General features: G+C 63.8%; 23 protein-coding genes. 17 read left to right on the top strand and 6 right to left on the bottom strand.

Annotation, left to right across the window (positions count from 1 at the left end; translation table 11 throughout):
- The first annotated feature begins 17 nt into the window (after positions 1 to 17).
- The 15 genes from AWB80_RS01420 to AWB80_RS01350 all read left to right on the top strand — a co-directional run bounded on the left by AWB80_RS01420 (position 18) and on the right by AWB80_RS01350 (position 14,204).
- On the top strand, positions 18 to 1,133 hold the full coding sequence (locus tag AWB80_RS01420) for a PhoH family protein (RefSeq protein ID WP_061172848.1): 1,116 nt from the start codon (positions 18 to 20) through the stop codon (positions 1,131 to 1,133).
- On the top strand, positions 1,130 to 1,594 hold the full coding sequence (ybeY, locus tag AWB80_RS01415) for an rRNA maturation RNase YbeY (RefSeq protein WP_061172847.1): 465 nt from the start codon (positions 1,130 to 1,132) through the stop codon (positions 1,592 to 1,594). Before AWB80_RS01420 ends, ybeY begins: the two co-directional genes overlap by 4 nt.
- Before the next feature lie 35 nt (positions 1,595 to 1,629).
- Positions 1,630 to 2,322: a gamma-glutamylcyclotransferase gene (locus AWB80_RS01410; protein WP_061172846.1), complete on the top strand. Its 693-nt coding sequence runs from the start codon at positions 1,630 to 1,632 to the stop codon at positions 2,320 to 2,322.
- A 233-nt stretch (positions 2,323 to 2,555) separates the two neighbouring features.
- Complete coding sequence (locus AWB80_RS01405; protein ID WP_061172845.1) at positions 2,556 to 2,855, top strand: type II toxin-antitoxin system HigB family toxin; 300 nt, start codon at positions 2,556 to 2,558, stop codon at positions 2,853 to 2,855.
- A complete protein-coding gene (locus AWB80_RS01400; protein ID WP_061172844.1) occupies positions 2,852 to 3,271 on the top strand; it encodes a helix-turn-helix domain-containing protein in 420 nt (139 codons plus the stop codon). The genes AWB80_RS01405 and AWB80_RS01400 overlap by 4 nt, the downstream gene beginning before the upstream one ends.
- 136 nt (positions 3,272 to 3,407) lie before the next feature.
- Positions 3,408 to 4,313, top strand: a complete 906-nt coding sequence (locus tag AWB80_RS01395) for an HlyC/CorC family transporter (protein WP_061172843.1) — start codon at positions 3,408 to 3,410, stop codon at positions 4,311 to 4,313.
- 68 nt (positions 4,314 to 4,381) lie between these two features.
- The gene (gene lnt / locus AWB80_RS01390; protein WP_061172842.1) at positions 4,382 to 6,049 is read left to right on the top strand and encodes an apolipoprotein N-acyltransferase; all 1,668 of its coding nucleotides are present in this window, start codon (positions 4,382 to 4,384) and stop codon (positions 6,047 to 6,049) included.
- Between the two features lie 187 nt (positions 6,050 to 6,236).
- Positions 6,237 to 7,256, top strand: coding sequence for a glycine--tRNA ligase subunit alpha (gene glyQ, locus AWB80_RS01385; RefSeq protein WP_087130880.1), 1,020 nt, complete (start codon positions 6,237 to 6,239; stop codon positions 7,254 to 7,256).
- A 17-nt stretch (positions 7,257 to 7,273) separates the two neighbouring features.
- Positions 7,274 to 9,373 (top strand): glycine--tRNA ligase subunit beta, encoded by a 2,100-nt coding sequence (gene glyS / locus AWB80_RS01380; RefSeq protein ID WP_061172841.1) that lies wholly within the window; start codon positions 7,274 to 7,276, stop codon positions 9,371 to 9,373.
- Positions 9,374 to 9,382: 9 nt separating this feature from the next.
- Entirely contained in the window at positions 9,383 to 9,955 is a 573-nt protein-coding gene (gene gmhB, locus AWB80_RS01375; protein ID WP_061172840.1) for a D-glycero-beta-D-manno-heptose 1,7-bisphosphate 7-phosphatase, read from the top strand.
- 12 nt (positions 9,956 to 9,967) lie between these two features.
- On the top strand, positions 9,968 to 10,741 hold the full coding sequence (locus AWB80_RS01370) for a lysophospholipid acyltransferase family protein (RefSeq protein ID WP_061172839.1): 774 nt from the start codon (positions 9,968 to 9,970) through the stop codon (positions 10,739 to 10,741).
- 82 nt (positions 10,742 to 10,823) lie between these two features.
- A complete protein-coding gene (locus AWB80_RS01365; protein ID WP_061173082.1) occupies positions 10,824 to 11,744 on the top strand; it encodes a M48 family metallopeptidase in 921 nt (306 codons plus the stop codon).
- A gap of 81 nt (positions 11,745 to 11,825) precedes the next feature.
- Entirely contained in the window at positions 11,826 to 12,212 is a 387-nt protein-coding gene (gene gloA / locus AWB80_RS01360; protein WP_061172838.1) for a lactoylglutathione lyase, read from the top strand.
- Between the two features lie 132 nt (positions 12,213 to 12,344).
- Complete coding sequence (locus AWB80_RS01355; protein WP_061172837.1) at positions 12,345 to 13,280, top strand: DMT family transporter; 936 nt, start codon at positions 12,345 to 12,347, stop codon at positions 13,278 to 13,280.
- Between the two features lie 63 nt (positions 13,281 to 13,343).
- Positions 13,344 to 14,204, top strand: coding sequence for an MBL fold metallo-hydrolase (locus tag AWB80_RS01350; RefSeq protein ID WP_061172836.1), 861 nt, complete (start codon positions 13,344 to 13,346; stop codon positions 14,202 to 14,204).
- Positions 14,205 to 14,216: 12 nt separating this feature from the next.
- On the opposite strand, the gene AWB80_RS01345 is transcribed toward AWB80_RS01350, so the two are convergent.
- The gene (locus AWB80_RS01345; RefSeq protein WP_061173081.1) at positions 14,217 to 14,933 is read right to left on the bottom strand and encodes a FadR/GntR family transcriptional regulator; all 717 of its coding nucleotides are present in this window, start codon (positions 14,931 to 14,933) and stop codon (positions 14,217 to 14,219) included.
- Positions 14,934 to 15,035: 102 nt separating this feature from the next.
- Here AWB80_RS01345 and dgoD point away from each other — a divergent pair, with 102 nt between their 5' ends.
- On the top strand, positions 15,036 to 16,184 hold the full coding sequence (dgoD, locus tag AWB80_RS01340; protein ID WP_061172835.1) for a galactonate dehydratase: 1,149 nt from the start codon (positions 15,036 to 15,038) through the stop codon (positions 16,182 to 16,184).
- Positions 16,185 to 16,189: 5 nt separating this feature from the next.
- Here dgoD and pabB read toward each other — a convergent pair whose 3' ends face one another.
- From pabB to grpE, 4 genes are all read right to left on the bottom strand, one after another.
- The gene (gene pabB, locus AWB80_RS01335) at positions 16,190 to 17,977 is read right to left on the bottom strand and encodes an aminodeoxychorismate synthase component I (protein ID WP_061173080.1); all 1,788 of its coding nucleotides are present in this window, start codon (positions 17,975 to 17,977) and stop codon (positions 16,190 to 16,192) included.
- 37 nt (positions 17,978 to 18,014) lie between these two features.
- Positions 18,015 to 19,151: a molecular chaperone DnaJ gene (gene dnaJ / locus AWB80_RS01330; RefSeq protein ID WP_061172834.1), complete on the bottom strand. Its 1,137-nt coding sequence runs from the start codon at positions 19,149 to 19,151 to the stop codon at positions 18,015 to 18,017.
- A gap of 236 nt (positions 19,152 to 19,387) precedes the next feature.
- On the bottom strand, positions 19,388 to 21,343 hold the full coding sequence (gene dnaK / locus AWB80_RS01325; RefSeq protein ID WP_061172833.1) for a molecular chaperone DnaK: 1,956 nt from the start codon (positions 21,341 to 21,343) through the stop codon (positions 19,388 to 19,390).
- Positions 21,344 to 21,544: 201 nt separating this feature from the next.
- Positions 21,545 to 22,135, bottom strand: a complete 591-nt coding sequence (gene grpE / locus AWB80_RS01320) for a nucleotide exchange factor GrpE (protein ID WP_061172832.1) — start codon at positions 22,133 to 22,135, stop codon at positions 21,545 to 21,547.
- A 372-nt stretch (positions 22,136 to 22,507) separates the two neighbouring features.
- Here grpE and AWB80_RS44300 point away from each other — a divergent pair, with 372 nt between their 5' ends.
- Complete coding sequence (locus AWB80_RS44300; protein WP_167390420.1) at positions 22,508 to 22,669, top strand: hypothetical protein; 162 nt, start codon at positions 22,508 to 22,510, stop codon at positions 22,667 to 22,669.
- Here AWB80_RS44300 and AWB80_RS01315 read toward each other — a convergent pair.
- Positions 22,641 to 23,048 carry an RNA-binding S4 domain-containing protein gene (locus tag AWB80_RS01315; protein ID WP_061172831.1) on the bottom strand — a complete coding sequence of 136 codons (408 nt, stop codon included), beginning with the start codon at positions 23,046 to 23,048 and terminating at the stop codon, positions 22,641 to 22,643. The genes AWB80_RS44300 and AWB80_RS01315 overlap by 29 nt on opposite strands.
- Between the last annotated feature and the right edge of the window lie 12 nt (positions 23,049 to 23,060).

Below are 23,060 nucleotides of genomic sequence, written 5' to 3'. Positions count from 1 at the left end.
CAGGACTCAAGTTCACTTTGAAGAACGCTCCTACGCAGCATCTGGAATTCACCGCACCGCGCGAAGACAACGCGCGGCTCGCCAATCTCTGCGGCCCGCTCGACGAGAACCTGCGGCAAATCGAGCAGGCGCTCGACGTGACGCTCTCGCGGCGCGGCCACAAGATTTCGATTCGTGGCCGTGGCGCGAAGGTCGCGCTCGCGGCGCTCGAAAATTTCTACAACCGCGCGCGCGATCCGATTTCCGTGGACGACATTCAGCTCGCGCTCGTCGAAGCCAGCCATGCGACGCGCCGCGCGAAAGACGCGCGCGAAGCCAACGGCGAAGAAGGCGAAGCCGATCCGCGCTTTCGTGGCGATCCCGATCATCCGTTCGATGAACCGAGCGCGACGATCGATCTCGGCGAAGACGAAGACCACGGGCCGAAGCTCTACACGCGCCGCGCCGATCTGCGCGGACGCACGCCCGCGCAGCGCGACTATCTGAAGCAGATCATCGCGCACGACGTGACCTTCGGCATCGGGCCGGCGGGCACGGGCAAGACCTATCTCGCGGTCGCATGCGCGGTCGATGCGCTCGAACGCGATCAGGTGAAGCGCATCGTGCTGACGCGCCCGGCCGTCGAAGCGGGCGAGAGGCTCGGCTTTTTGCCCGGCGATCTCGCGCAGAAAGTCGATCCGTATCTGCGCCCGCTGTATGACGCGCTCTACGATCTGCTCGGCTTCGACAAGACTGCGAAGATGTTCGAGCGCCAGATGATCGAAATCGCGCCGCTCGCGTACATGCGCGGCCGCACGCTTAATCACGCGTTCATCATTCTCGACGAGGCGCAGAACACCACGCCCGAACAGATGAAGATGTTCCTCACGCGCATCGGCTTCGGCTCGAAGGCGGTCGTCACCGGCGACACGACGCAGGTCGATTTGCCGCGCGGCCACAAGAGCGGGCTGATCGAGGCGCAGCATGTGCTGTCGGAAGTGCGCGGCATCGCGATCACGCACTTCACGTCGGCGGATGTGGTGCGGCATCCGCTCGTCGCGCGCATCGTCGAGGCTTACGACGCGCAGTCGCAGAAAGACGCCGCGATCGCCGAAGCCGCGCGCGTCGCTCAGCAATCGCAAAAGCCGGAATGAAGCCCCGTCTCACGCTCACGATGCAGTTTCCCGCCGCGAAGGCGTATCCGTCGCACAAGGCGATTCTGCCGCGCGCGACGGTCGTGCGCTGGATCAAGGCATCGCTCTTCGCGGACGCGGAGCTGACCGTGCGCTTCGTCGACGAGAACGAAGGCCGGATGCTCAACCGGACGTATCGGCAGAAGGACTACGCGACCAACGTGCTGACCTTCGCCTATGCGGAATCGGAGGACGATCCCGTCGCGGGCGACCTGATCCTGTGCTGCCCGGTCGTCGAGCGCGAGGCGGCCGAACAGGGCAAGCCGCTTGCCGCGCACTACGCGCATCTGATCGTCCACGGCGCGCTGCATGCGCAGGGCTACGACCACGAAGTCGACAGCGAAGCGCAGGAGATGGAATCGATCGAGACGGATATCATGCAGTCTCTGGGATTTTCCGATCCTTACGTGCCTTTGACCTGAACCCGGTCCGATGTCCTCGATGTGTTGAAAGCGCCGTGAACGACAAGACGCCCGAATCCACGCAACCCGCCTCGCCTCGATCCGACCTTGCGCCCGCGCCCTGCCCGGACTATCCGCCCGCGCTCGGCGAATCCGCGCTTCTGACGGACGAGGAACTGGCCGCGTCTCGGGAAGCGGCGCTGGTACATTGGGATCGCAAGTCGGATCTGTGGCTCTTCGGTTACGGCTCGCTGATCTGGAACCCGGGTCTGCCGACGCTCGAAGCCGTGCGCGGCAAGGTGCACGGCTACCATCGCGGGCTGTATCTGTGGTCGCGTGTGAATCGCGGCACGCCGGAGCAACCGGGCCTCGTGCTCGCGCTCGATCGCGGCGGCTCGTGCACCGGCATGGCGTTCCGGCTCGCGGGCGCCGATGCGATCGAGCATCTTCAGGTGCTGTGGCGGCGCGAAATGGCGATGGCGTCGTACCGGCCGGCGTGGCTGCCGTGTACGCTCGCCGACGGCCGGCGCGTCGACGCGCTCGCGTTCGTGATGCGCCGCGAGGCGACGTCCTATACCGGCAAGCTCGCCGATCCGATCGTGCGCACCGTGCTCGGCTGCGCGAGCGGGCGCTATGGCACGACGCTCGATTACGTCAGCCGGACGGTCGAGGCGCTGCGCGAAAGCGGCATGCCGGACCGGGCGCTGGAGGCGCTGTTGAGGCGGTGTCAGGCGCAGGGCAACAAATGACGGGTGTGCTTTTCGTATCCGTATGACTTTCTTGCGGCGCATCGGCCGCTCGGCCAACGGTCGAAGGCTGGACATACTTCTCGCATATATTTCCGCTAAGGTTTCGCTTCAAGGCAATTTCAGAGGACACGCGGACTTCGCATATTGCGAACTTCGCGTTTTGCGAATAAAGTAGATCCGATTCGAGGTGCATGCGATGACCGAAGCGCGATCTGTCGAGAAGGGAAGGCAGGATGCGGGTGATTTCAAGGAAAGTGCTCACGGAATTCATTGCCAAGCATCCTGCCGCGTCGAGTTCTCTCCTTGCGTGGTATAGATTGGCCGTCAAATGCCAGGCGGATGATTTGACCGGTTTGCGGAAAACCTTCAACACGGTCGACTATGTTCCGCCGCAGTACTACGTGTTCGATGTGGGCGGCAACAATTTTCGCGTGATCGCCGCTATTCACTTCAATCGGCAGATGTTGTTCGTCCGCCATGTGTTGACGCACAAACAGTACGATCAATGGACCGAAGCAAACCGACGTAAATGAAAGCTCGTAGCTCATCGGGAGGCGCTCCCGAATTCGCGAAGACATGGTCCGCGCTACAGGAACAGATCTTCCTCAAGCCGATTCGCAACGACGAGGACTATCGCAAGATGGTCGCGCTCGCCGATGAACTGGCTGATCACCTCGAAGGTGAGGAAGGTCCGCTCGCTGACCTGTTCGGCGTCGTCACGGATCTCATCGAGGTTTGGGAATCGCATCATCCGGATCTGCCGAAGGCCGAGCCGAAGGACGTATTGCGCTATCTGCTGGACGCGCACGAACTGAAGCAGAAGGACCTCGCCGATATCGCTTCGCCGACCGTGATCAGCGACATCCTCGCCGGCCGCCGCGCGATCAGCAAGAGCGTCGCGAAGGCGTTGGCCGAACGCTTCGGCACCGACGTCAGCGCTTTCATGTGACAGCACCCATCGTGTCCGGACCGGCCCTTCTCTCACCAGCCGAAACATGCGCGCCGCGCCACGCAGCCCGCATTTTTCCTTGGTGTATGCTTAACTCTCCGCTAACCCGCGCCCGGGAACTCCCGGGCGCTCCGCTATGAACGAACCCTATCCCAGTCGACGCCATTCCGACAAACCGCCGGAAAAGCGCTCGCTTCTCGAACGCCTGACCGATTTCATCTCGCACGAGCCCGAATCGCGCGACGAACTTCTCGAAGTCCTCCAGGACGCGCACGCGCGCAATCTGCTCGACGCGGATTCGCTCTCCATGATCGAAGGCGTCTTCCAGGTGTCCGATCTCTGCGCGCGCGACATCATGGTGCCGCGCGCCCAGATGGACGCCGTCAGCATCGCGGAAACGCCCGCTGAATTCATGCCCTTCGTGCTGGAAAAAGCACACTCGCGCTATCCCGTGTACGAAGGCAATCGCGACAACGTCATCGGCGTGCTGCTCGCGAAAGACCTGCTGCGTTACTACGCCGAAGAGGAATTCGACGTGCGCGGCATGTTGCGCCCCGCCGTCTTCATCCCGGAATCGAAGCGCCTGAACGTGCTGCTGCACGACTTCCGCGTGAACCGCAATCACATCGCGATCGTCGTCGATGAATACGGCGGCGTCGCTGGTCTCATCACGATCGAGGACGTGCTGGAGCAGATCGTCGGCGACATCGAGGACGAATACGACTTCGACGAGGAAGCCGGCAACATCATCGCCACGCCGGACGGCAAGTATCGCGTGCGCGCGCTGACGGGCATCGAACAGTTCAACGAGGAATTCGGCACCGATTTCTCCGACGACGAAGTCGACACCATCGGCGGTCTCGTCACGCATCGCTTCGGGCGCGTGCCGCATCGCGGCGAGAAGGTGCGCATCGACGATTTCGTGTTCGAGATCCTGCGCGGCGACGCCCGGCAGATTCACGTTCTTCTCGTGCGGCGCGTGCCGAATCTCGCGCAGCAACATCATCACGCAGGCGACGACGAAGACGAATTGCGCGACTAAACGCGCCGCGGGCGCCGGACGAATGCGCGCCCGCCCTCCTCCGCTTGCTCGCTTTCCGCTTCAGCTCAATGGCCGATTCATCGTTTCGCTTCCTCTCCCGTCAACGCGACGCTTCCGTCATCTCCGAGTCGCCGCGCGCCTTGCCCTTCTGGCATTACCTCGTCGCCGCCGTGCTCGGCGCCGTCAACACGCTCTCCTTCGCGCCGACGCCGCACGGCGGCTGGATCGAGCTCGTCATCTTCGCGTCGTTCTTCGCGTGGCTCTCGCGCACCAGCGGCTGGAAGAGCGCCGCCGCGACCGGCTGGGCGTTCGGCTTCGGCAACTTCGTCACGGGCGTGTGGTGGCTCTACGTGAGCATGCATGTCTACGGCGGCATGGCCGCGCCGCTCGCCGCTGCCGCCGTCGCGCTGTTCTCGCTGTATCTCGCGATCTATCCGGCGTTATCGAGCGTGGTCTGGTCGTTCGTCGCGGGACGCGCGCGCTTCGGCGATGAAGACACCGCGACCGCACGCGATATCGACGCCTCGCCGCGCTATGCGCCGACCTGGCATGGCGCGTTTGCGTTCGCGAGCGCGTGGGCGCTTGGCGAATGGCTGCGCGGCCTCGTGTTCACCGGCTTTCCGTGGCTCGCGAGCGGCTACGCACAAGTCGACGGCCCGTTGAAGGGCTTCGGTGCGCTCGTCGGCGTGTATGGCGTCGGCTGGGTGCTCGCGCTCGTCGCCGCGCTGATCGTGCAGGCCGCCTGTCACTTCCGCAAGACGCGGCGGCTCGCGTTCGCGCCGGGCATCACGGCCATCGTGCTGATCGTCGCGGGCATGCTGCTGTCGCGCATCGAATGGACGACGCCCGCCAACGCGCCGCTCGATGTGCGCCTCCTGCAAGGCAACGTGAAGCAGGAAATGAAGTTCGAGCAGGCCGGCGTCGATGAATCGCTCGCGCTCTACAAACGGCTCATCAGCGAGAAGCCCGCCGATCTGATCGTCACGCCCGAAACCGCGCTGCCCGTGTTGTCCGTGCAGATTCCGCAGGACTTCGCCGTCGCGATCCGCAACTTCGCGGACAGCACGAACTCGTCGATTCTCTTCGGCGCGATCGGCGTGACGATTCTCCCCGATGGCCGCGCGACCGATTTCACCAACAGTCTCTTCGGCGTCACGCCGCATGTGAACGGCGTGTATCGCTACGACAAACATCATCTCGTGCCCTTCGGCGAATTCGTGCCGCTCGGCTTTCACTGGTTCGTTCGCCTGATGGGCATTCCGCTCGGCGATCTCGCGCGCGGGCCGATCGCGCAGAAGGCGTTTCTCGTGCACAACCAGCCGGTCGCCGTGGATATCTGCTACGAGGACATATTCGGCGAAGAGATCGCGCGCACGATCCGCGAGCAGGAAACGCCCGCGGGCATTCTCGTCAACTCGACCAATCTCGCGTGGTTCGGCAATACCATCGCGCTCGATCAGCACTTGCAGATCGCGCGCATGCGATCGATCGAAACCGGCCGACCGATGCTGCGTGCCACCAACACCGGCATGACGGCGGTGATCGCGGCCAACGGCGATGTCGTGTCGAAGCTGCCGACCTTTACTACAGGCGTGCTCGAAGCGCACGTGCAAGGCACCTCGGGCAACACGCCGTATGTGACGAGCGGGAACATGACGGTGATCGCGGTATCGCTCCTGTTGCTGGCGTTCGGGTTTGCGTTCGCGCCGAACCGCAAACGCCCGGGCACGAACTGAACATCGACTGAAGCGAAAGCCGCAACGCGGCTCGCGCATTCACCCCGCCCGGGCGCGCCGTTTCCCAAAATGGCGCGCCCGCTTCTGCGTTCGGCTAAAATTCAACGTTTCGGCACATCGGCCGAGCCTCCGGGTCGCGTCGTCACGACGCCGGCCGCGCCGTGTACGCCCCGCATCAAAGGCAATCATGCTCACTTTCCAGCAAATCATTCTGACGCTGCAGTCCTACTGGAACGACAAGGGCTGCGCGCTCCTCCAGCCGATCGACATGGAAGTCGGCGCGGGCACCTCGCACGTCCACACGTTCCTGCGCGCGATCGGCCCCGAGCCGTGGCGCGCGGCCTACGTTCAACCGTCGCGCCGCCCGAAGGACGGCCGTTACGGCGAGAATCCGAACCGTCTGCAGCACTACTATCAGTATCAGGTGGTGCTGAAGCCCGCGCCGGAAAACATCCTCGATCTGTACCTCGGCTCGCTCGAAGCACTCGGCTTCGACCTGAAGCAGAACGACGTGCGCTTCGTCGAGGACGACTGGGAAAATCCGACGCTCGGCGCGTGGGGACTCGGCTGGGAAGTGTGGCTGAACGGCATGGAAGTGACGCAGTTCACGTACTTCCAGCAGGCGGGCGGCCTCGATTGCAAGCCGGTGCTCGGCGAAATCACCTACGGTCTCGAACGTCTCGCGATGTATCTGCAGAAGGTCGAGAACGTGTACGACCTCATCTGGACCGAATGGGAAGAAGACGGCCCGAACGGCCGCGTGCTGCGTCAACTGACTTACGGCGACGTGTATCACCAGAACGAAGTCGAACAGTCCACGTACAACTTCGAGCACGCGAACGTCGACCTGCTCTTCACGTTCTTCAAGAGCTACGAAGAAGAAGCGAAGAAGATGATCGACGCGAAGCTCGCGCTGCCCGCGTATGAGCTAGTGTTGAAGGCGGGCCACACGTTCAATCTGCTCGACGCGCGCGGCGCCATTTCCGTGACGGAGCGCGCAGCGTATATCGGCCGCATCCGTGCGTTGTCGCGCCTCGTCGCGCAGGCTTACTACGATTCGCGCGAAGCGCTCGGCTTCCCGATGCTCGGCAATCCGGTCAGAGGCGATCGCGACCTCATCACCGATGAGCAAGAGGCGCAGCGTCCCGCATGGGCGCCGCCGCTGAGAGTGGAAAGCTCGCCCGCGGGCAACAACGAACAGGTTTGACGAGGCTCGACAGAACAATGACGCAATCCAACCACGCTTCCCTGCTCGTCGAGCTGCTCACCGAAGAACTGCCGCCGAAGGCGCTCGCGCGTCTCGGCACCGCTTTTGCCGAAGGCATCGTGGAGCGGCTCGCCGCGCGCGATCTGATCGATGGCGCGCCTTCGTTCGAAAAGTACGCAACGCCGCGCCGCCTCGCCGTGCTCGTGAAGAACGTGCGCGATGTCGCGCCCGAAAAGCAGGTGCGCGAGAAAGTGCTGCCGGTCACGGTTGCGCTCGACAAGGAAGGCAACCCCACGCCGCCGCTCGCGAAAAAGCTCGCGGCGCTCGGCTTCCCGGACTTCCCGCTCGCCGAACTCGAACGCGCGCAGGACGGCAAGGCCGAAGCGTTCTTCCTGCGCTACGCCGCGCCCGGCGCGACGCTCGCCGACGGCCTGCAGGCAGCGCTCGATGAAACCCTCGGCAAGCTGCCGATCCCGAAGGTCATGACCTATCAGCGCCCGGACGGCACCAGCGTACAGTTCGTGCGTCCGGTGCAGCGCCTGATCGCGATGCACGGGCGCAACATCGTGCCGGTCAGCGCGCTCGGCGTCGATTCGGGCGATACGACCATCGGCCATCGGTTCATGTCGGAAGGCTTCGTCGCGATTGCTCATGCCGATGATTACGCCGATACATTGCGCCACAAGGGCCACGTCGTCGCCAGTTTCGACGATCGCCGCGAATCGATCCGCACGCAGCTTCAGGCATTCGCCGGAGATGACCGCGTCGTGATGCCCGAAGCGTTGCTCGATGAAGTGAACGCGCTGGTCGAATGGCCGGTCGTCTACGAATGCCGCTTCGACGAGGAATTCCTGCAGGTGCCGCAGGAATGTCTGATCCTCACGATGCAGACCAACCAAAAGTACTTCGCCCTCACCGACCAGCACGGCAAGCTGCGCTCGCGTTTCCTGATCGTGTCAAACATCGATACGAAGACGCCGGCCGAGATCGTCGAAGGCAATCAGCGCGTCGTGCGCCCGCGCCTCGCCGACGCGAAGTTCTTCTTCACGCAGGACAAGAAGAAGCGTCTCGAAGATCGCGTGCCGCTGCTCGCGAACGTCGTCTATCACAACAAGCTCGGTTCGGCCTTGCAGCGCGTCGAGCGTCTCGAAGCGCTCGCGGGCGAAATCGCGCCGATGGTCGGCGTCGATGCCGCGTTGACGCGCCGCGCCGCGCGTCTCGCGAAGGCGGACTTGCTGACCGACATGGTCGGCGAATTCCCCGAGCTGCAAGGCACGATGGGCACGTACTACGCGCGCCATGACGGCGAGCCGGAAGAAGTCGCGCTCGCGTGCTCGGAGCACTATCAGCCGCGCTTCTCGGGCGATGACACGCCGTCGACGGGTGTCGGCGCCGCCGTTGCGCTCGCGGACAAGCTGGAAACGATCGTCGGCATCTGGGGCATCGGTCTCGCGCCGACCGGCGAGAAAGACCCGTTCGCGCTGCGCCGTCATGCGCTCGGCGTGCTGCGCATCATGCTGGAAAAGAAGCTGCCGATCGATCTGCGCGATCTCGTCGGCACGGCGCAACGCCAGTTCGCGAACATGCCGCAAGTCGCCGATTCGACCGAAGCCATCTACGCGTTCTTCCTCGATCGCCTGCGCGGTCTGTTGCGCGAACGGGGCTTCGAAGCGAACGATATCGAAGCCGTGCTGAGCCTGAACCCGACGCGTCTGGACGATATCGTCGCGCGCCTCGACGCCGTGCGCGAGTTCGCGGCGCTGCCGGAAGCCGCAGCGCTCGCGGCGGCCAACAAGCGCATCTCGAACATCCTCAAGAAGTCGGAACAGGGCGCGCCTGCGTCGGTGAACAAGGAACTGCTCGTCGAAGCGGCGGAGAAGAATCTGTACGCGCAGATCGAGCAGGTGACGCCGCGCGTGCAAAGCCAGCTCGCCGCCCGCAACTATACGGAAGCGCTGAGCGCGCTCGCCGCGTTGCGCGAAAGCGTCGACACGTTCTTCAACGACGTGATGGTGAACGCGGAAGACCCCGCGCTGCGCAACAATCGTCTCGCGTTGCTCAACGCATTGCATCAGCAGATGAACTGTGTCGCTGATATCTCCAAGCTCGCTGCCTGACGCGCCGCCATGGTCATGAACCGAAAACTGGTCATCCTCGATCGCGACGGCGTGATCAACGTCGATTCCGATGCCTTCATCAAGTCGCCGGACGAATGGGTCGCCATTCCCGGCAGTCTCGAAGCGATCGCGCGGCTGAATCAGGCGGGCTATCGCGTGGCGATCGCATCGAATCAGTCGGGCATCGGGCGCGGTCTGTTCGACATGGCCGCGCTGAACGCGATGCATCAGAAGATGAATCGCGCGGTCGCGGCAGTGGGCGGACGCATCGATGCGGTGTTCTTCTGCCCGCACACGGCGGAAGATCAGTGCGATTGCCGAAAGCCGAGGCCGGGCATGTTGCAGCAGATCATCGACCGCTTCGAGATCGATCCGGAAGACACGCCGGTCGTCGGCGATGCGCTGCGCGATCTGCAGGCGGGCGCGTCGCTCGGCTTTCCCGTGCATCTCGTGCTCACCGGCAAGGGCGAAAAGACCTTGAAGGAAGGTCAGTTGCCCGAAGGCACCGTCGTCCACAAGGACTTGCGCGCGTTCGCGCTCGACTTCCTCAAGCGGCATCAAGACCGCTCCGCCGCCCAGTAACGCCGAGACTCCATGCGCTTCATCCGTTCGTTGCTGTTGATGTTTTACTTCATCGTGTATACGGTGCCGTACGCGATCGCCTGCTTCATCGCGTTTCCGTTCATGCGCGCCGACAAGCGCTACTGGATGGCGGCCGGCTGGTGCAAGTCGACGATCGTGGTCATGCGGCATCTGATCGGCATTCGCTACACGATCCAAGGCATGGAGAACCTGCCCAATGGCCCCGCCGTGCTGCTGTCGAAGCATCAGTCCGCCTGGGAGACGGTCGCGTTTCCCGCGCTGATGCCGCGTCCGCTCTGCTACGTCTTCAAGCGCGAGCTGCTCTACGTGCCGTTCTTCGGCTGGGCGCTCGGGCTGCTCAAGATGGTGCACATCGACCGCAAGCAGGGCCGCGACGCGTTCACGTCGGTCACGAGCCAGGGCCGCGCGCGCATGAACGAAGGCGCGTGGGTCATCATGTTTCCCGAAGGCACGCGCACGAAAGTGGGCAGCCAGGGCAAGTACAAGACCGGCGGCGCGCGCTTCGCGGTCGCGACCGGCGCGCCCGTCGTGCCGATCGCGCACAACGCCGGACACGTGTGGCCACGCAATTCGTTCATCAAATATCCGGGTATAGTCACGGTGTCGATCGGCCAGCCGATCGACACGACCGGCCTCACGCCCGAGGAAGTGAACACGCGCGTCGAAAGCTGGATCGAGACGGAAATGCGCCGCATCGATCCGCACGCCTACGCCGCGCCGAACGCGCAGCCGGGTGAAGCCGGCGCCGCGGGCGCGGGCCGCTAACGCGGCGGCGTTCGAATCGAGCCGCGGCGTGCCTTACTCGTTCTTCTCGTCATTTCTGCGCCGTGAGCGCAAAGCCGAGCCGATGCAGAAAGCCCCATCGCGACAGCGCCCCGCCGTCGCGCTCGATACCCTGCAACTCGATCTGCCGTTCGAGCATGCGCCGGCCTACTCCGGCGCGCCGCCCGCGAGCGGACCGGCTCCGCTGCGCGGCGACGTGCCGGGCAGCGATCCCCTTCCCGTTCTCACGCCCGCAGCGCCGCCGAGGCCGCTGCCCGATGGCGTGCGCCTGCGCCGCATCGCGCTGAAGGCGGGCGCGCTGGAGTACCGGTTGCGGCGTTCGTCGCGGCGCACGATCGGCTTTTGCATCGACGGCACCGGGCTCGCGATCACCGCGCCGCGCTGGGTGACGATCGCGGACATCGAAAGCGCGATCCTCGACAAGCAGAACTGGATCGTCAAGAAGCTCACCGAATGGCAGACGCGCGTCGAGCAGCGCGCGCTGCCGCGCATCGAGTGGAAGGACGGCGCGCAGTTTCCGTTTCTCGGCAAGACGATCAGCGTGTCGCTCGGATCGACGGCGAGCACGCTCTCCTTCGACGACCAAACCAGCGTGCTCTCGCTCGCGATGCCCGCGCTCGCCGACGCGCAGCAGATCAAGGATCGCGTGCAGGGCTGGCTGCAGTCCGAAGCGAAGCGCATCTTTGGTGAGCGGCTCGCGGTGTACGCGTCGAAGCTCGGCGTGGAATATCGCGCGTATGCGCTGTCATCGGCGGCGACGCGCTGGGGCAGTTGCTCCAGCGACGGCAAGATCCGCCTGAACTGGCGGCTCATCCATTTTCCGCTGTCGATCATCGATTACGTGGTCGCGCACGAACTCGCGCATCTGCGCGAGATGAATCACAGCCCGCGTTTCTGGCAGACGGTCGAATCGATCTTTCCGGAGTTCCGCGAGGCGCGGCATACGCTCAAGCATCATCCGCCCGACCTGTTGCCGGCGCTCTGAGGCGCGCTCAGCGTGCGGGGAGCGCCGACGGTACAATTTCCTTCCTGTCCCCCGCAAACAACACACAACAGGAACCCCACCATGCGACTCCTCCACACGATGCTGCGCGTCGGCGACCTGCAGCGTTCCATCGATTTCTACACGCGCATTCTCGGCATGAAAGTGCTGCGTCAAAGCGAAAACCCCGAGTACAAATACACGCTCGCGTTCGTCGGCTACGGTCCCGAAAGCGAGCACAGCGTGCTCGAACTGACCTATAACTGGGGCACCGACAAGTACGACCTCGGCACCGCGTACGGTCACATCGCGCTCGAAGTGGACAGCGCCGCCGACGCGTGCGAGCGCATCCGCCAGGCGGGCGGCAAGGTCACGCGCGAAGCCGGTCCCGTGAAGGGCGGCACGACGGTGATCGCATTCGTCGAAGATCCGGACGGCTACAAGGTCGAGCTGATCGAAAAGCATTCCTGATTCACGCATGACTTCGCGCCGCGCATTCGTCGCGGCGCGCAATCCTCTTGCACTCGCGCGGTCCGTTCACTGGCACAATCGACGCTCCAAATCAGTGCATGGCCTCTGCGGCCACGCTTACCGAGCCCGCCGATGAGCATGCCCTCCCTCGCCCTGCGCCGCGCCCCGGACGCCACCGCCGTCATCGTGATGATCGCTTTGTGCGGCGCGTGGGGATTCCAGCAAGTCGCGATCAAGGAAGCAAACGCGTCGATTCCGCCGATGCTGCAGGCCGGCATCCGCTCGCTGATCGCCACCTTGCTGGTCTGGATCTGGACGCGCACGCGCGGCGTGCCGCTCTTTCAGCGCGACGACACGCTGCCCGCCGGTCTGCTCGCGGGCGTGCTGTTCGGTGGCGAATTCGTCTGCATCTTCTTCGGCCTGAACCTCACGACGGCCACGCGCATGGCGGTCTTTCTCTACACCGCGCCCTGCTTCACCGCGCTCGGACTGCACCGGTTCGTCGCGGGCGAGCGGCTATCGCGCACGCAGTGGAGCGGCATCGTGCTCGCGTTCTGCGGCATCGCGCTCGCATTCGCCGACGGCTTTTTGCACGGCAATCCGAACAGCGCATCGACGTTGCGCGGCATCGCGGGCGATGCGCTCGGCATCCTGGCGGGCATTTTCTGGGCCGCGACGACGGTGGTCGTGCGTGCTTCGTCGCTCGCGCATGCGAGCGCCAGCAAGACGCTGTTCTATCAACTGGCGGTATCGGCGGTATTGCTGCTCGTGCTGGCGGCGGGCATCGGGCAGACGCACGTCGAAGCAGTATCGCCGATGACGATCGCGAGCCTCGCGTATCAGGCGGTCGTCGTCGCATTCGTCAGCTATCTGACGTGGTTCTGGCTGCTCACGCGCTATATGGCGTCGCGGCTGTCGGTCTTCTCGTTTCTCACGCCGATCTTCGGCGTCACCTTCGGCGTGCTGCTGCTCGGCGAGCATTTCACCGCGCGCTTCATGATCGCCGCCGCGATGGTGCTCGCGGGCATCGCGCTGGTGAACCGATCCGCCCCGATCGCGAAGCGTTAAACTGTATCGCGGTCTCAAGATTGCAAATGCAGCGGAGATCGCATTGCAGACAGGGGAACCAGCGTGCAACCGATCATCCAGCCTTTCTTCGATATCAACACCGGCACGATGACGTATGTCGTCTACAAGGAAGCCGGCTCGCCGGCGGCCATCGTCGATCCGGTGCTCGACTACGATCCGAACGCCGCGCGCACCTCGACGCGCTCCGCCGATGCGGTCATCGCGTTCGTACATGAACAGCGCCTTCGCGTCGAATGGATTCTGGAAACGCACGCGCACGCCGATCATCTTTCGGCGGCGCCGTATCTGAAGCGCGAGCTCGGCGGGAAAATCGCCATCGGCGAATCGATCCGCACGGTCCAGGGCGTGTTCAAAAAGATCTTCGATCTCGAGCCGGAGTTTCAGCTCGACGGCTCGCAGTTCGATCATCTCTTTTCGGATGGCGAGCGTTTCATGATCGGCGAGATCGAAGCCTGCGCGCTGTTCGTGCCGGGACACACGCCCGCCGACATGGCGTACCGGATCGCCGATTCGGTGTTCGTCGGCGACACACTGTTCATGCCGGACGTCGGCACCGCGCGGTGCGACTTCCCGGGCGGCAGCGCGCGCACGCTGTACCGGTCGATTCAGCGGCTGCTGACGCTCGATCCCGATACGCGGCTGTTCGTCTGCCACGACTATCCGCCCAGCACGCGCGGCCCGCGCTGGCAAAGCACGGTGCGCGAGCAACGCGAGCAGAACATTCATGTGGGCGGCGGCAAGACCGAAGACGAATTCGTCGCGATGCGCGAGGCGCGCGACGCGACGCTCGGCATGCCGACGCTCATCGTGCCGGCGATTCAGGTGAACATCCGCGCGGGCCATTTCCCGGACGCGGCGGGCAACGGCACGACGTATCTGAAGATCCCGCTCAACGCGTTCTAGCGCGAGTGGGTTTCAGCCTTCTATGCGTCCGCGCGTCACGCCGAGGAGTGACGCCATCGCGCGGCGCGCACCGTTCGAATCGCGAGCGATGATCGCATCGAACACGGCCGTATGTTCCGCGAGCGACGCGTTGTACACCTCGGCGCGCTTCGCGTTCAGGCGCAACTGGCCTTCGAGCGTGCGCTCGATCAGCGCGCCGAGCGGTATCAGCAATTCGTTGCTGCACGCGGCGAGCACGCAGAGATGGAAGTCGAGATCGGCGCGCACCCATTCGTCGACGTTCTGCGCGTCTGCCATCGCCCGATGCGCGCGCGTGAGCCGTTCGCGCGTGCCGTCCTCGTGATTGTCGGCGGCGAGCGCGGCGGCGTACGGCTCGATCATCTCGCGCATCTCCTGAAGCTTGAGCGCGAATTGCAGCGGCGGCGCGACGCGTGAATACCAGTCGAGCATGTCGGCGTCGAGCAGATTCCAGGCATGCTTCGCGCGCACCCGCGTGCCGACTTTCGGCCGCGACTCGATCAGCCCTTTCGATGTAAGCGTGCGCAACGCCTCGCGCAGCACCGTGCGGCTCACGCCGAAGCGCTCCATCAGTTCCGCTTCGCGCGGCAATGGCAAGCCGGGCGAAAAATCGCCGCGCAGAATCGCCATGCCCAGTTCGAGCGTCACGCGGCCATGCAGATCCCGGTGAATGATGGTCTCCCTTTTCGTTGGGCCACGATTATCGGGTATTTGACTGATGTTTCGTAAGTCCCGATTATTCTTGAATAATACTATTAATATGCTCAGATCGCGCTTTTTGCTACCATGTGATTCCTTATCGGGAGACGCTTCATGAAAATCACGAAACTCGAGACCTTTATCGTTCCGCCGCGCTGGTGCTTCCTCAAGATCGAAACCGACGAAGGCATCACCGGCTGGGGTGAGCCGGTCGTCGAAGGCCGCGCGCATACGGTGGCCGCCGCCGTCGACGAACTCGCCGACTATCTGGTCGGCCGCGACCCGCGTCATATCGAAGACCTGTGGCAGGTGATGTACCGTTCCGGCTTCTATCGCGGCGGGCCGATCGGCATGAGCGCGATCGCGGGCGTCGATCAGGCGCTGTGGGACATTCTCGGCAAGCATCACGGCGTGCCCGTGCACGCGCTGCTCGGCGGTCAGGTGCGCGACAGGATCAAGGTCTATTCGTGGATCGGCGGCGATCGTCCGAGCGATGTCGCGAACAACGCGCGCGCGGTGGTCGAGCGCGGCTTCAAGGCCGTGAAGATGAACGGTTCGGAAGAGTTGCAGATCATCGATACCTTCGACAAGGTTCAGGGCGTGATCGACAACGTGCGCGCGGTGCGCGAGGCGGTCGGGCCGAACGTGGGCATCGGCGTGGATTTCCATGGACGCGTGCACAAGCCGATGGCGAAGGTGCTCGCGAAGGAACTCGATCCGTTCAAGCTGATGTTCATCGAAGAGCCGGTGCTCTCGGAGAACGTCGAGGCGCTGCGCGACATCGTCAACCAGACGAGCACGCCGATCGCGCTCGGCGAGCGGCTCTACTCGCGCTGGGATTTCAAGCACATTCTGGCGGGCGGCTACGTCGATATCATTCAGCCGGACGCGTCGCATGCGGGCGGCATCACGGAATGCCGCAAGATCGCGACGATGGCCGAAGCCTACGACGTCGCGCTCGCGCTGCACTGCCCGCTCGGCCCGATCGCGCTCGCGACCTGCCTGCAGATCGACGCGGTCAGCTACAACGCGTTCATTCAGGAACAGAGCCTCGGCATCCACTACAACAAGGGCAACGACCTGCTCGACTACATCAGGAATCCGGAAGTCTTCAAGTATGAAGACGGCATGGTGTCGATTCCGCAAGGGCCGGGTTTGGGTATCGAGGTAAACGAGGAAAAAGTTCGCGAGATGGCGAAGGTTGGCCATCGCTGGCGCAATCCGGTGTGGCGTCACGCGGATGGCAGTGTTGCGGAGTGGTGATGCCTTTAGCGCCGAAGCCGTGCCTTCACGCCGCCGCGTAATGCGTTGCTGATGAGCAGGTCTTCGGCTTCGAGCACGTCGTCCAGCGTGAGCGTGCGTTCGGCGGCGTGGCGTTGTTCCATCAGCACCGCGCGCATCACGCCCGGCAGCACGCCGGTGTCGATGGGTGGCGTGAACCACTTGCCGTCGAGTTGCACGAAGATGCTCGAACGGCCGCCTTCGGTCAGCTCGCCGCGCTCGTTGGAGAACAGCATGTCGAACGCGCCTTCGACTTCGGCGGCTTTCCACGCGCGATCGTAGTCGGCGCGGCGCGTGGTCTTGTGCCGGAGCAACGGATCGCTGGACGATTGCGGCGCGAAGCCGCGATCGGACGCGAGCAACACATCCACGGTATCCGATGGCAACGGCGCGAGCGGCGCGCTCGTGATCGCGATGCGTCCGCGCTTGTCCAGCGCGATACGCAGGCGATACGGCTGGCCAGCATCGAATGTCGCGCAGTGCGCTTCGACTTGTTTCTGGAGCGCGTGCTCGTCGAAGGCGAAGCCGAGATATGCGGCGCTGCCCTTCAGCCGCGCGACGTGCCGCGCGTAGTGACGAACGCCTTCATCGCGCGTTGCAAACGTCGTCTCGAATAGCTCGAAGCCGGGGTCCGCACCGGTCAGGAAGCGCGCTTTCAACAGACACTCCTCGTATTCATCGGCGGCGACGCTGTCGAGCACGATGCCCGCGCCGATGCCGAGCACACCGCGCTTCGCGGCCGCATCGACGACGAGCGTGCGAATCGCCACCGACATGCAGAAGTCGCCGCTCGCATCCAGCCAGCCGATCGCCCCGGTATAGAGGCCGCGCGGCGTGCTCTCGATGTCGTCGATCAACTGCATCGTCCGATACTTCGGCGCGCCGGTGATCGAGCCGCACGGAAAGAGCGCGCGCACGATGCCGGCGAACGACGTTCCGGGTATCACGCGCGCCTCGATGGTCGACGTCATCTGCCACACCGACGCGTAAGCCTCGACCGAAAACAACGCGGGCACCTTCACCGAACCCGTGACCGCCACGCGCGACATGTCGTTGCGCAGCAAGTCGACGATCATCACGTTTTCGGCGCGGTTCTTCGGGTCGAGCCGCAACGCTTCGGGATCGGCGTCGCGCGGCGCGGTGCCTTTCATCGGACGCGCGCGCAGCAACTCGCCCTGCTTTTCGACGAACAGTTCCGGCGAGCACGACACGATCGACTTGCCGTCCGGCATCGCGATGAACGCGCCGTAATGCACGGCCTGCCGCTCGCGCAAACGCTGATAGAGCGCGAGCGGCGCGCCGAACACATCGAAGTTCAGCCGGAACGTGTAGTTGATCTGGTACGACTCGCCTTCGCGCAGCGCGTCCTGAACGGCGGCGATGGCGGCATCGAATTCATCGCGCGTGACGCTGGCTTCAATGCCCGCGACGCCTGCCGTCACGTCATCGGCTCTCGACCCGAGCCATGCGTCGACTTCATCGCGCGAGAGACGCGCGCAATCGCGGAACATCAGCACGCGCAAGGCATGATCGTCGCCCCGCCCGACGCGCCCGAACTGGAGATTGCGTCCGAACTCGTAATCCGCGACGACGACCGCGTGCAGTCCACGTTGCAGATCGCATTCGATCTCGCCGCAGACCGCGTCCAGCGCATGCGCGTCCACGCACACGCGTTCGTGCACGAAGTCCGCGTACAAACGACTCGACCGCCTTTCGGCGGTCGCATCGCAATCGTCGAGCAGCGCGAACACCGCGCTGCGCTCTTCGGTTTTCATCGTCATGCTCGCACGACGTACTGCCCACTCAACCGCATCAGTCGAAGAAGCTCTTCACGCGGTCGAACCAGCTCTTGCTTTGCGGACTATGCCGCGCGCCGCCCTGTTCCAGCGACTTTTCGAACTGCTTGAGCAGATCGCGTTGCTGTTCCGTGAGCTTGACCGGCGTTTCCACCTGGACATGCACGTACAGATCGCCGGCGATGCTCGAACGCAAGCCCTTGATGCCCTTGCCGCGCAGACGAAACGTCTTGCCCGACTGCGTGCCTTCGGGCACCGTGAAGCTCGCGCGCCCCGCCAGCGTGGGCACTTCGATCTCGCCGCCCAATGCCGCCGTGGTGAAGGGAATCGGCATCTGGCAATGCAGGTCGTCGCCGTCGCGCTCGAACACGGTGTGCTGCTTGATGTGGATTTCCACATACAGATCGCCGCTCGGGCCGCCGTTGATGCCCGGCTCGCCATTGCCCGCCGAACGGATGCGCATGCCGTCGTCGATGCCCGCCGGAATCTTCACTTCCAGCGTCTTCGTTTCCTTCACCTTGCCCGCGCCGTGGCAGTTCGCGCACGGATCGGGAATGTAGCTGCCGCTGCCGTGACACTTCGGGCACGTCTGCTGGATGCTGAAAAAGCCCTGCGACATGCGCACCTGGCCCTGCCCGTGACAGGTCGGGCAGGTTTCGGGCTTGGTGCCCGCCTTCGCGCCCGAGCCGTGACAGACGTTGCAGTTCACCCAGCTCGGCACGCGAATCTGCGTGTCGTAGCCGTGCGCCGCCTGCTCCAGCGTGATCTCCATGCTGTAGCGCAGGTCCGCGCCGCGATACACCTGCGGGCCGCCGCGCCCGCCGCGTGCCGCGCCGCCCGCCGCTTGCCCGAAGATGTCGCCGAAGATATCGCCGAAGGCATCGGCGAAACCGCCGAAACCTTGCGCGCCCGGGCCCGCCATGTTCGGATCGACGCCCGCGTGGCCGTACTGATCGTACGCGGCCCGCTTCTGCTGGTCGGAGAGCATTTCGTAGGCTTCCTTCGCCTCCTTGAAATTCTCTTCCGCCTTCTTGTTGTCCGGATTGCGGTCAGGGTGATACTTCATCGCGAGCTTGCGATACGCCTTCTTGATCTCTTCGTCGCTCGCGTTCTTCGCGACGCCCAGAACGTCGTAGTAATCCCGTTTCGCCATGTCGGTTCGATGCCGCCGCGCTTACCCGCGACGGTTCCTGTCAGATGCTGCGAGTCCGTTGCTCCGGCTCGCGCGTAAAACTTCGCGCGCCTCGCCTAAATCAAGACGCCTCTGAAAAACAACGTGCCCGGAGAGCCGTGAGGCTCGCCAGGCGCGTTACACGTAAGACGCGTGACGCGTCCCGGATATGCCACCGAAAGGCACGCGAGCGTTATTCACGCCCGCGCCCTTGCGGCTTAGTCCTTCTTCACTTCCTTGAAGTCGGCGTCGACGACATCGTCGTGCTGCTGGCTCGCGCCCGCTTCCGCCGATGCGCCCGCGCCTGCCGCACCCGCGGCCGCGCTTGCCGCGCCTTGCTGCGCCTGCATGTCGGCGTACATCTTTTCGCCGAGCTTCTGCGAAGCCTGAGCCAGCGCCTCGATCTTCGCTTCGATCGTGGCCTTGTCGCTCGAACTGCTCTTCAGCGTTTCTTCCAGATCCTTCAGCGCCGCTTCGATCTTTTCCTTGTCCGAAGCGTCGACCTTGTCGCCATACTCCGCGACGGCCTTCTTCGTGCTGTGAACCAGCGCGTCGCCCTGGTTGCGCGCGTCGGCCAGCTCACGCAGCTTGTGATCTTCCTCGGCGTTGGCTTCGGCGTCCTTCACCATCTTGTCGATTTCCGCGTCCGTCAGACCCGAGTTCGCCTTGATGGTGATCTTGTTTTCCTTGCCCGTCGCCTTGTCCTTCGCGCCGACGTGCAGAATGCCGTTCGCGTCGATGTCGAAGGTCACTTCGATCTGCGGCGTGCCGCGCGGTGCGGGCGGAATGCCTTCGAGGTTGAACTCGCCAAGCAGCTTGTTGCCCACGGCCATTTCACGCTCGCCCTGGAACACCTTGATCGTCACGGCGCCCTGGTTGTCGTCCGCCGTCGAATACACTTGCGCGTGCTTCGTCGGGATGGTCGTGTTCTTGTTGATCATCTTCGTCATCACGCCGCCGAGCGTCTCGATGCCGAGCGACAGAGGCGTCACGTCGAGCAGCAAAACGTCCTTGCGGTCGCCCGACAGAACCTGACCCTGAATCGCGGCGCCCACGGCCACGGCTTCGTCCGGGTTCACGTCACGGCGCGGGTCCTTGCCGAAGAACTCCTTCACCTTTTCCTGCACCTTCGGCATGCGCGTCATGCCGCCGACGAGGATCACGTCGTCGATTTCGCCGACCTTCACGCCCGCATCCTTGATGGCGATGCGGCACGGTTCGATCGTGCGCTCGATCAGTTCTTCGACGAGCGCCTCGAGCTTCGCGCGGGTGAACTTGAGGTTCAAGTGCTTCGGACCCGACGCGTCTGCCGTGATGTACGGCAGGTTGATGTCGGTCTGAGCGGTGGACGACAGTTCGATCTTCGCCTTTTCAGCGGCTTCCTTCAGGCGTTGCAGCGCGAGCACGTCCTTGCTCAGGTCGACGCCCTGCTCCTTCTTGAACTCGCCGATGATGTAATCGATGATGCGCTGGTCGAAGTCTTCACCGCCGAGGAACGTGTCGCCGTTGGTCGACAGCACTTCGAACTGCATTTCGCCGTCCACGTCCGCGATTTCGATGATCGAGATATCGAACGTGCCGCCGCCCAGGTCGAACACCGCAATCTTGCGGTCGCCCTTTTCGGCCTTGTCCAGACCGAACGCGAGCGCGGCTGCCGTCGGCTCGTTGATGATGCGCTTCACTTCCAGACCGGCGATGCGGCCCGCGTCCTTGGTTGCCTGACGCTGGCTGTCGTTGAAGTACGCCGGCACCGTGATCACGGCTTCCGTGACCGGCTCGCCGAGGTAGTCCTCAGCGGTCTTCTTCATCTTGCGCAGCACTTCGGCGGAAACTTGCGACGGCGCGAGATTCTTGCCGTGCGCCTCGACCCATGCGTCGCCGTTGTCGTGCTTGACAATTTTGTAGGGCATCAGATTGATGTCCTTCTGCACTTCCTTCTCTTCGAAGCGGCGGCCGATCAGGCGCTTGACCGCGTACAGCGTGTTACGCGGGTTGGTGACCGACTGGCGCTTCGCAGGCGCGCCGACGAGGATCTCGTTGTCATCCATGTACGCGATGATCGACGGCGTGGTGCGCGCGCCTTCCGAGTTCTCGATGACCTTGACCTGGTTGCCTTCCATCAGCGCCACGCACGAGTTCGTGGTGCCGAGGTCGATGCCGATGATTCTGCCCATTTTTTATACTCTCCTAGCTTTGTTCGCTTTGGCGTTGCGGCGGCGGTGTGTCGTGCCTGACGCCGGCTTTTGCCGCCGATTTGTGCCGATTTACCGGGCCGAACGCCCAAAATTCATACCTGTACGCAAGATAAGAGCGCCAGTTTCGATTTCAAGACCCTGAAGACGATGCGGTCTATAACTTTTTTTGTGGCGCCGATCTTACTTCGGTGCGGCGACGGTCACGAGCGCCGGACGCAGCACGCGGTCGGCGATGACGTAGCCCTTCTGCAGCACCGTGACGACGGTATTCGGCTCCTGCTCGGCCGGGACCATGGAAATGGCCTGATGGCGATGCGGATCGAATTTCTCGCCGACCGGATTCACCGCGATCACTCGGCCCTTTTCCAGCGCGCCGGTGAGCTGGCGCAGCGTCAGTTCGACGCCCTCGCGCACCTTGGCGAGATCCGTCGATTGATCGGCGAGCGCGGCTTCGAGGCTGTCGAGCACGGGCAACAGGTTTTCCGCGAAATTTTCGATGGCGAATTTATGCGCCTTCGCGACGTCTTCCTGACTGCGGCGGCGCACGTTTTCCGTCTCGGCCTTGGCGCGCAGGAAGTCTTCCTTGAGCGCCACGATGGTGGCCTGCGCTTCGGCAAGCGCGGCATCGGCCTCGTTCGGCGCCGGTTGCGGCGCGGCGGCCGCGTCTGCCGGTGCAGCCTGCGCCGCATTGGTCGTGTCGGCGGCCTGGCGCGCGTTATCGTCGGCGGGCGTCGGGTTCTGGCTCGCTGAATTCTCTTGCGTGTTTTCCATGTCGCTGAATGTGTATTGCTGTGAGTTGAACCGGATGCGATCGCGGCCAGCCGGACAACGCTGGTCGCGTTTTCGCACTAACGGCCGAAATTGGGGCGTCGAAGACATTTTCAAGCCTTCAGACGAATTTTTCGGACTTTTTTCAGTGCTTCTTCAGTACTTCAATGGCGCGGAAATGGCCGGTAACACGCACTTCGCCGCACCGCGCAATTTTGAGATTGAGGGAAAGTCCTGAGTCGCCTACACTTCAAACAAGCAGCGCAGGACGCACGTTAACCCTAATCCTACGAATGCTTTTCAACCGCTTTCAGCCCTTGCCCGTTTCCTGACCCGGCCGCGTCGCGACCGGGCAACCCGCTCTCCGGGGGTACCATGAAACTGACCTTTGCTATCGCGGTGGTCGCTCTGGTACTCGTTGCGGGAACGACCACCATCTGCATGTCCGGCGCCGTGACCGACCGTAACACCGAGTACGGCGGCGTTCACGCGACCATGGAGCAGTTCTTCAGTCCGAACCTGAAAATTTGTCGATGACGCGCCGGTCCCGCTTCGTCGGCCTGCCCTGCAAGTTGGCCGCGGGTTCGCGGAAGGTCTTGCGACGCTCGGCTTCGGCCGTGCGCTTCGCCCGGCCTTCTTCCGTTTCGGCGTAGAGCGTCTGCGCGACGGTCGCCGGGCCGCGCACGTCGCAGAGCCCGAGCACTTCGACCTGCCACACGAGCCGTTCGATATCGATCTCGACGATATCGCCGACGCGAACGTCCTTCGACGGCTTCACGTTCGCGCCGCCGATCGTCACGCGCCCCTTCTCGACCGCGTCGCTCGCGAGCGAGCGCGTCTTGAAGAAACGCGCCGCCCACAACCATTTGTCGATGCGCAAACGCGCGCCAGGTTCCGTCGAAATCTTGTAGTTCATCAGTGAATGCTT

Origin of the sequence: Caballeronia pedi (assembly GCF_001544915.2) — a bacterium.
GTDB classification, from domain to species: domain Bacteria; phylum Pseudomonadota; class Gammaproteobacteria; order Burkholderiales; family Burkholderiaceae; genus Caballeronia; species Caballeronia pedi.
This window is presented reverse-complemented; position numbering and strand designations above follow the sequence as displayed.

Excerpts from the sequence above, each read along its gene's own strand:
- AWB80_RS01365 (WP_061173082.1), top strand. The coding sequence starts at position 10,824 with ATGCAGAAAGCCCCATCGCGACAGCGCCCCGCCGTCGCGCTCGATACC.
- AWB80_RS44300 (WP_167390420.1), top strand. The coding sequence starts at position 22,508 with ATGAAACTGACCTTTGCTATCGCGGTGGTCGCTCTGGTACTCGTTGCG.
- AWB80_RS01370 (WP_061172839.1), top strand. The coding sequence starts at position 9,968 with ATGCGCTTCATCCGTTCGTTGCTGTTGATGTTTTACTTCATCGTGTAT.
- dnaJ (WP_061172834.1), bottom strand. The coding sequence starts at position 19,151 with ATGGCGAAACGGGATTACTACGACGTTCTGGGCGTCGCGAAGAACGCG.
- lnt (WP_061172842.1), top strand. The coding sequence starts at position 4,382 with ATGGCCGATTCATCGTTTCGCTTCCTCTCCCGTCAACGCGACGCTTCC.
- AWB80_RS01400 (WP_061172844.1), top strand. The coding sequence starts at position 2,852 with ATGAAAGCTCGTAGCTCATCGGGAGGCGCTCCCGAATTCGCGAAGACA.
- ybeY (WP_061172847.1), top strand. The coding sequence starts at position 1,130 with ATGAAGCCCCGTCTCACGCTCACGATGCAGTTTCCCGCCGCGAAGGCG.
- pabB (WP_061173080.1), bottom strand. The coding sequence starts at position 17,977 with ATGAAAACCGAAGAGCGCAGCGCGGTGTTCGCGCTGCTCGACGATTGC.
- dgoD (WP_061172835.1), top strand. The coding sequence starts at position 15,036 with ATGAAAATCACGAAACTCGAGACCTTTATCGTTCCGCCGCGCTGGTGC.
- gloA (WP_061172838.1), top strand. The coding sequence starts at position 11,826 with ATGCGACTCCTCCACACGATGCTGCGCGTCGGCGACCTGCAGCGTTCC.
- glyQ (WP_087130880.1), top strand. The coding sequence starts at position 6,237 with ATGCTCACTTTCCAGCAAATCATTCTGACGCTGCAGTCCTACTGGAAC.
- grpE (WP_061172832.1), bottom strand. The coding sequence starts at position 22,135 with ATGGAAAACACGCAAGAGAATTCAGCGAGCCAGAACCCGACGCCCGCC.
- AWB80_RS01395 (WP_061172843.1), top strand. The coding sequence starts at position 3,408 with ATGAACGAACCCTATCCCAGTCGACGCCATTCCGACAAACCGCCGGAA.
- gmhB (WP_061172840.1), top strand. The coding sequence starts at position 9,383 with ATGGTCATGAACCGAAAACTGGTCATCCTCGATCGCGACGGCGTGATC.
- AWB80_RS01355 (WP_061172837.1), top strand. The coding sequence starts at position 12,345 with ATGAGCATGCCCTCCCTCGCCCTGCGCCGCGCCCCGGACGCCACCGCC.
- dnaK (WP_061172833.1), bottom strand. The coding sequence starts at position 21,343 with ATGGGCAGAATCATCGGCATCGACCTCGGCACCACGAACTCGTGCGTG.
- AWB80_RS01315 (WP_061172831.1), bottom strand. The coding sequence starts at position 23,048 with ATGAACTACAAGATTTCGACGGAACCTGGCGCGCGTTTGCGCATCGAC.
- AWB80_RS01405 (WP_061172845.1), top strand. The coding sequence starts at position 2,556 with ATGCGGGTGATTTCAAGGAAAGTGCTCACGGAATTCATTGCCAAGCAT.
- glyS (WP_061172841.1), top strand. The coding sequence starts at position 7,274 with ATGACGCAATCCAACCACGCTTCCCTGCTCGTCGAGCTGCTCACCGAA.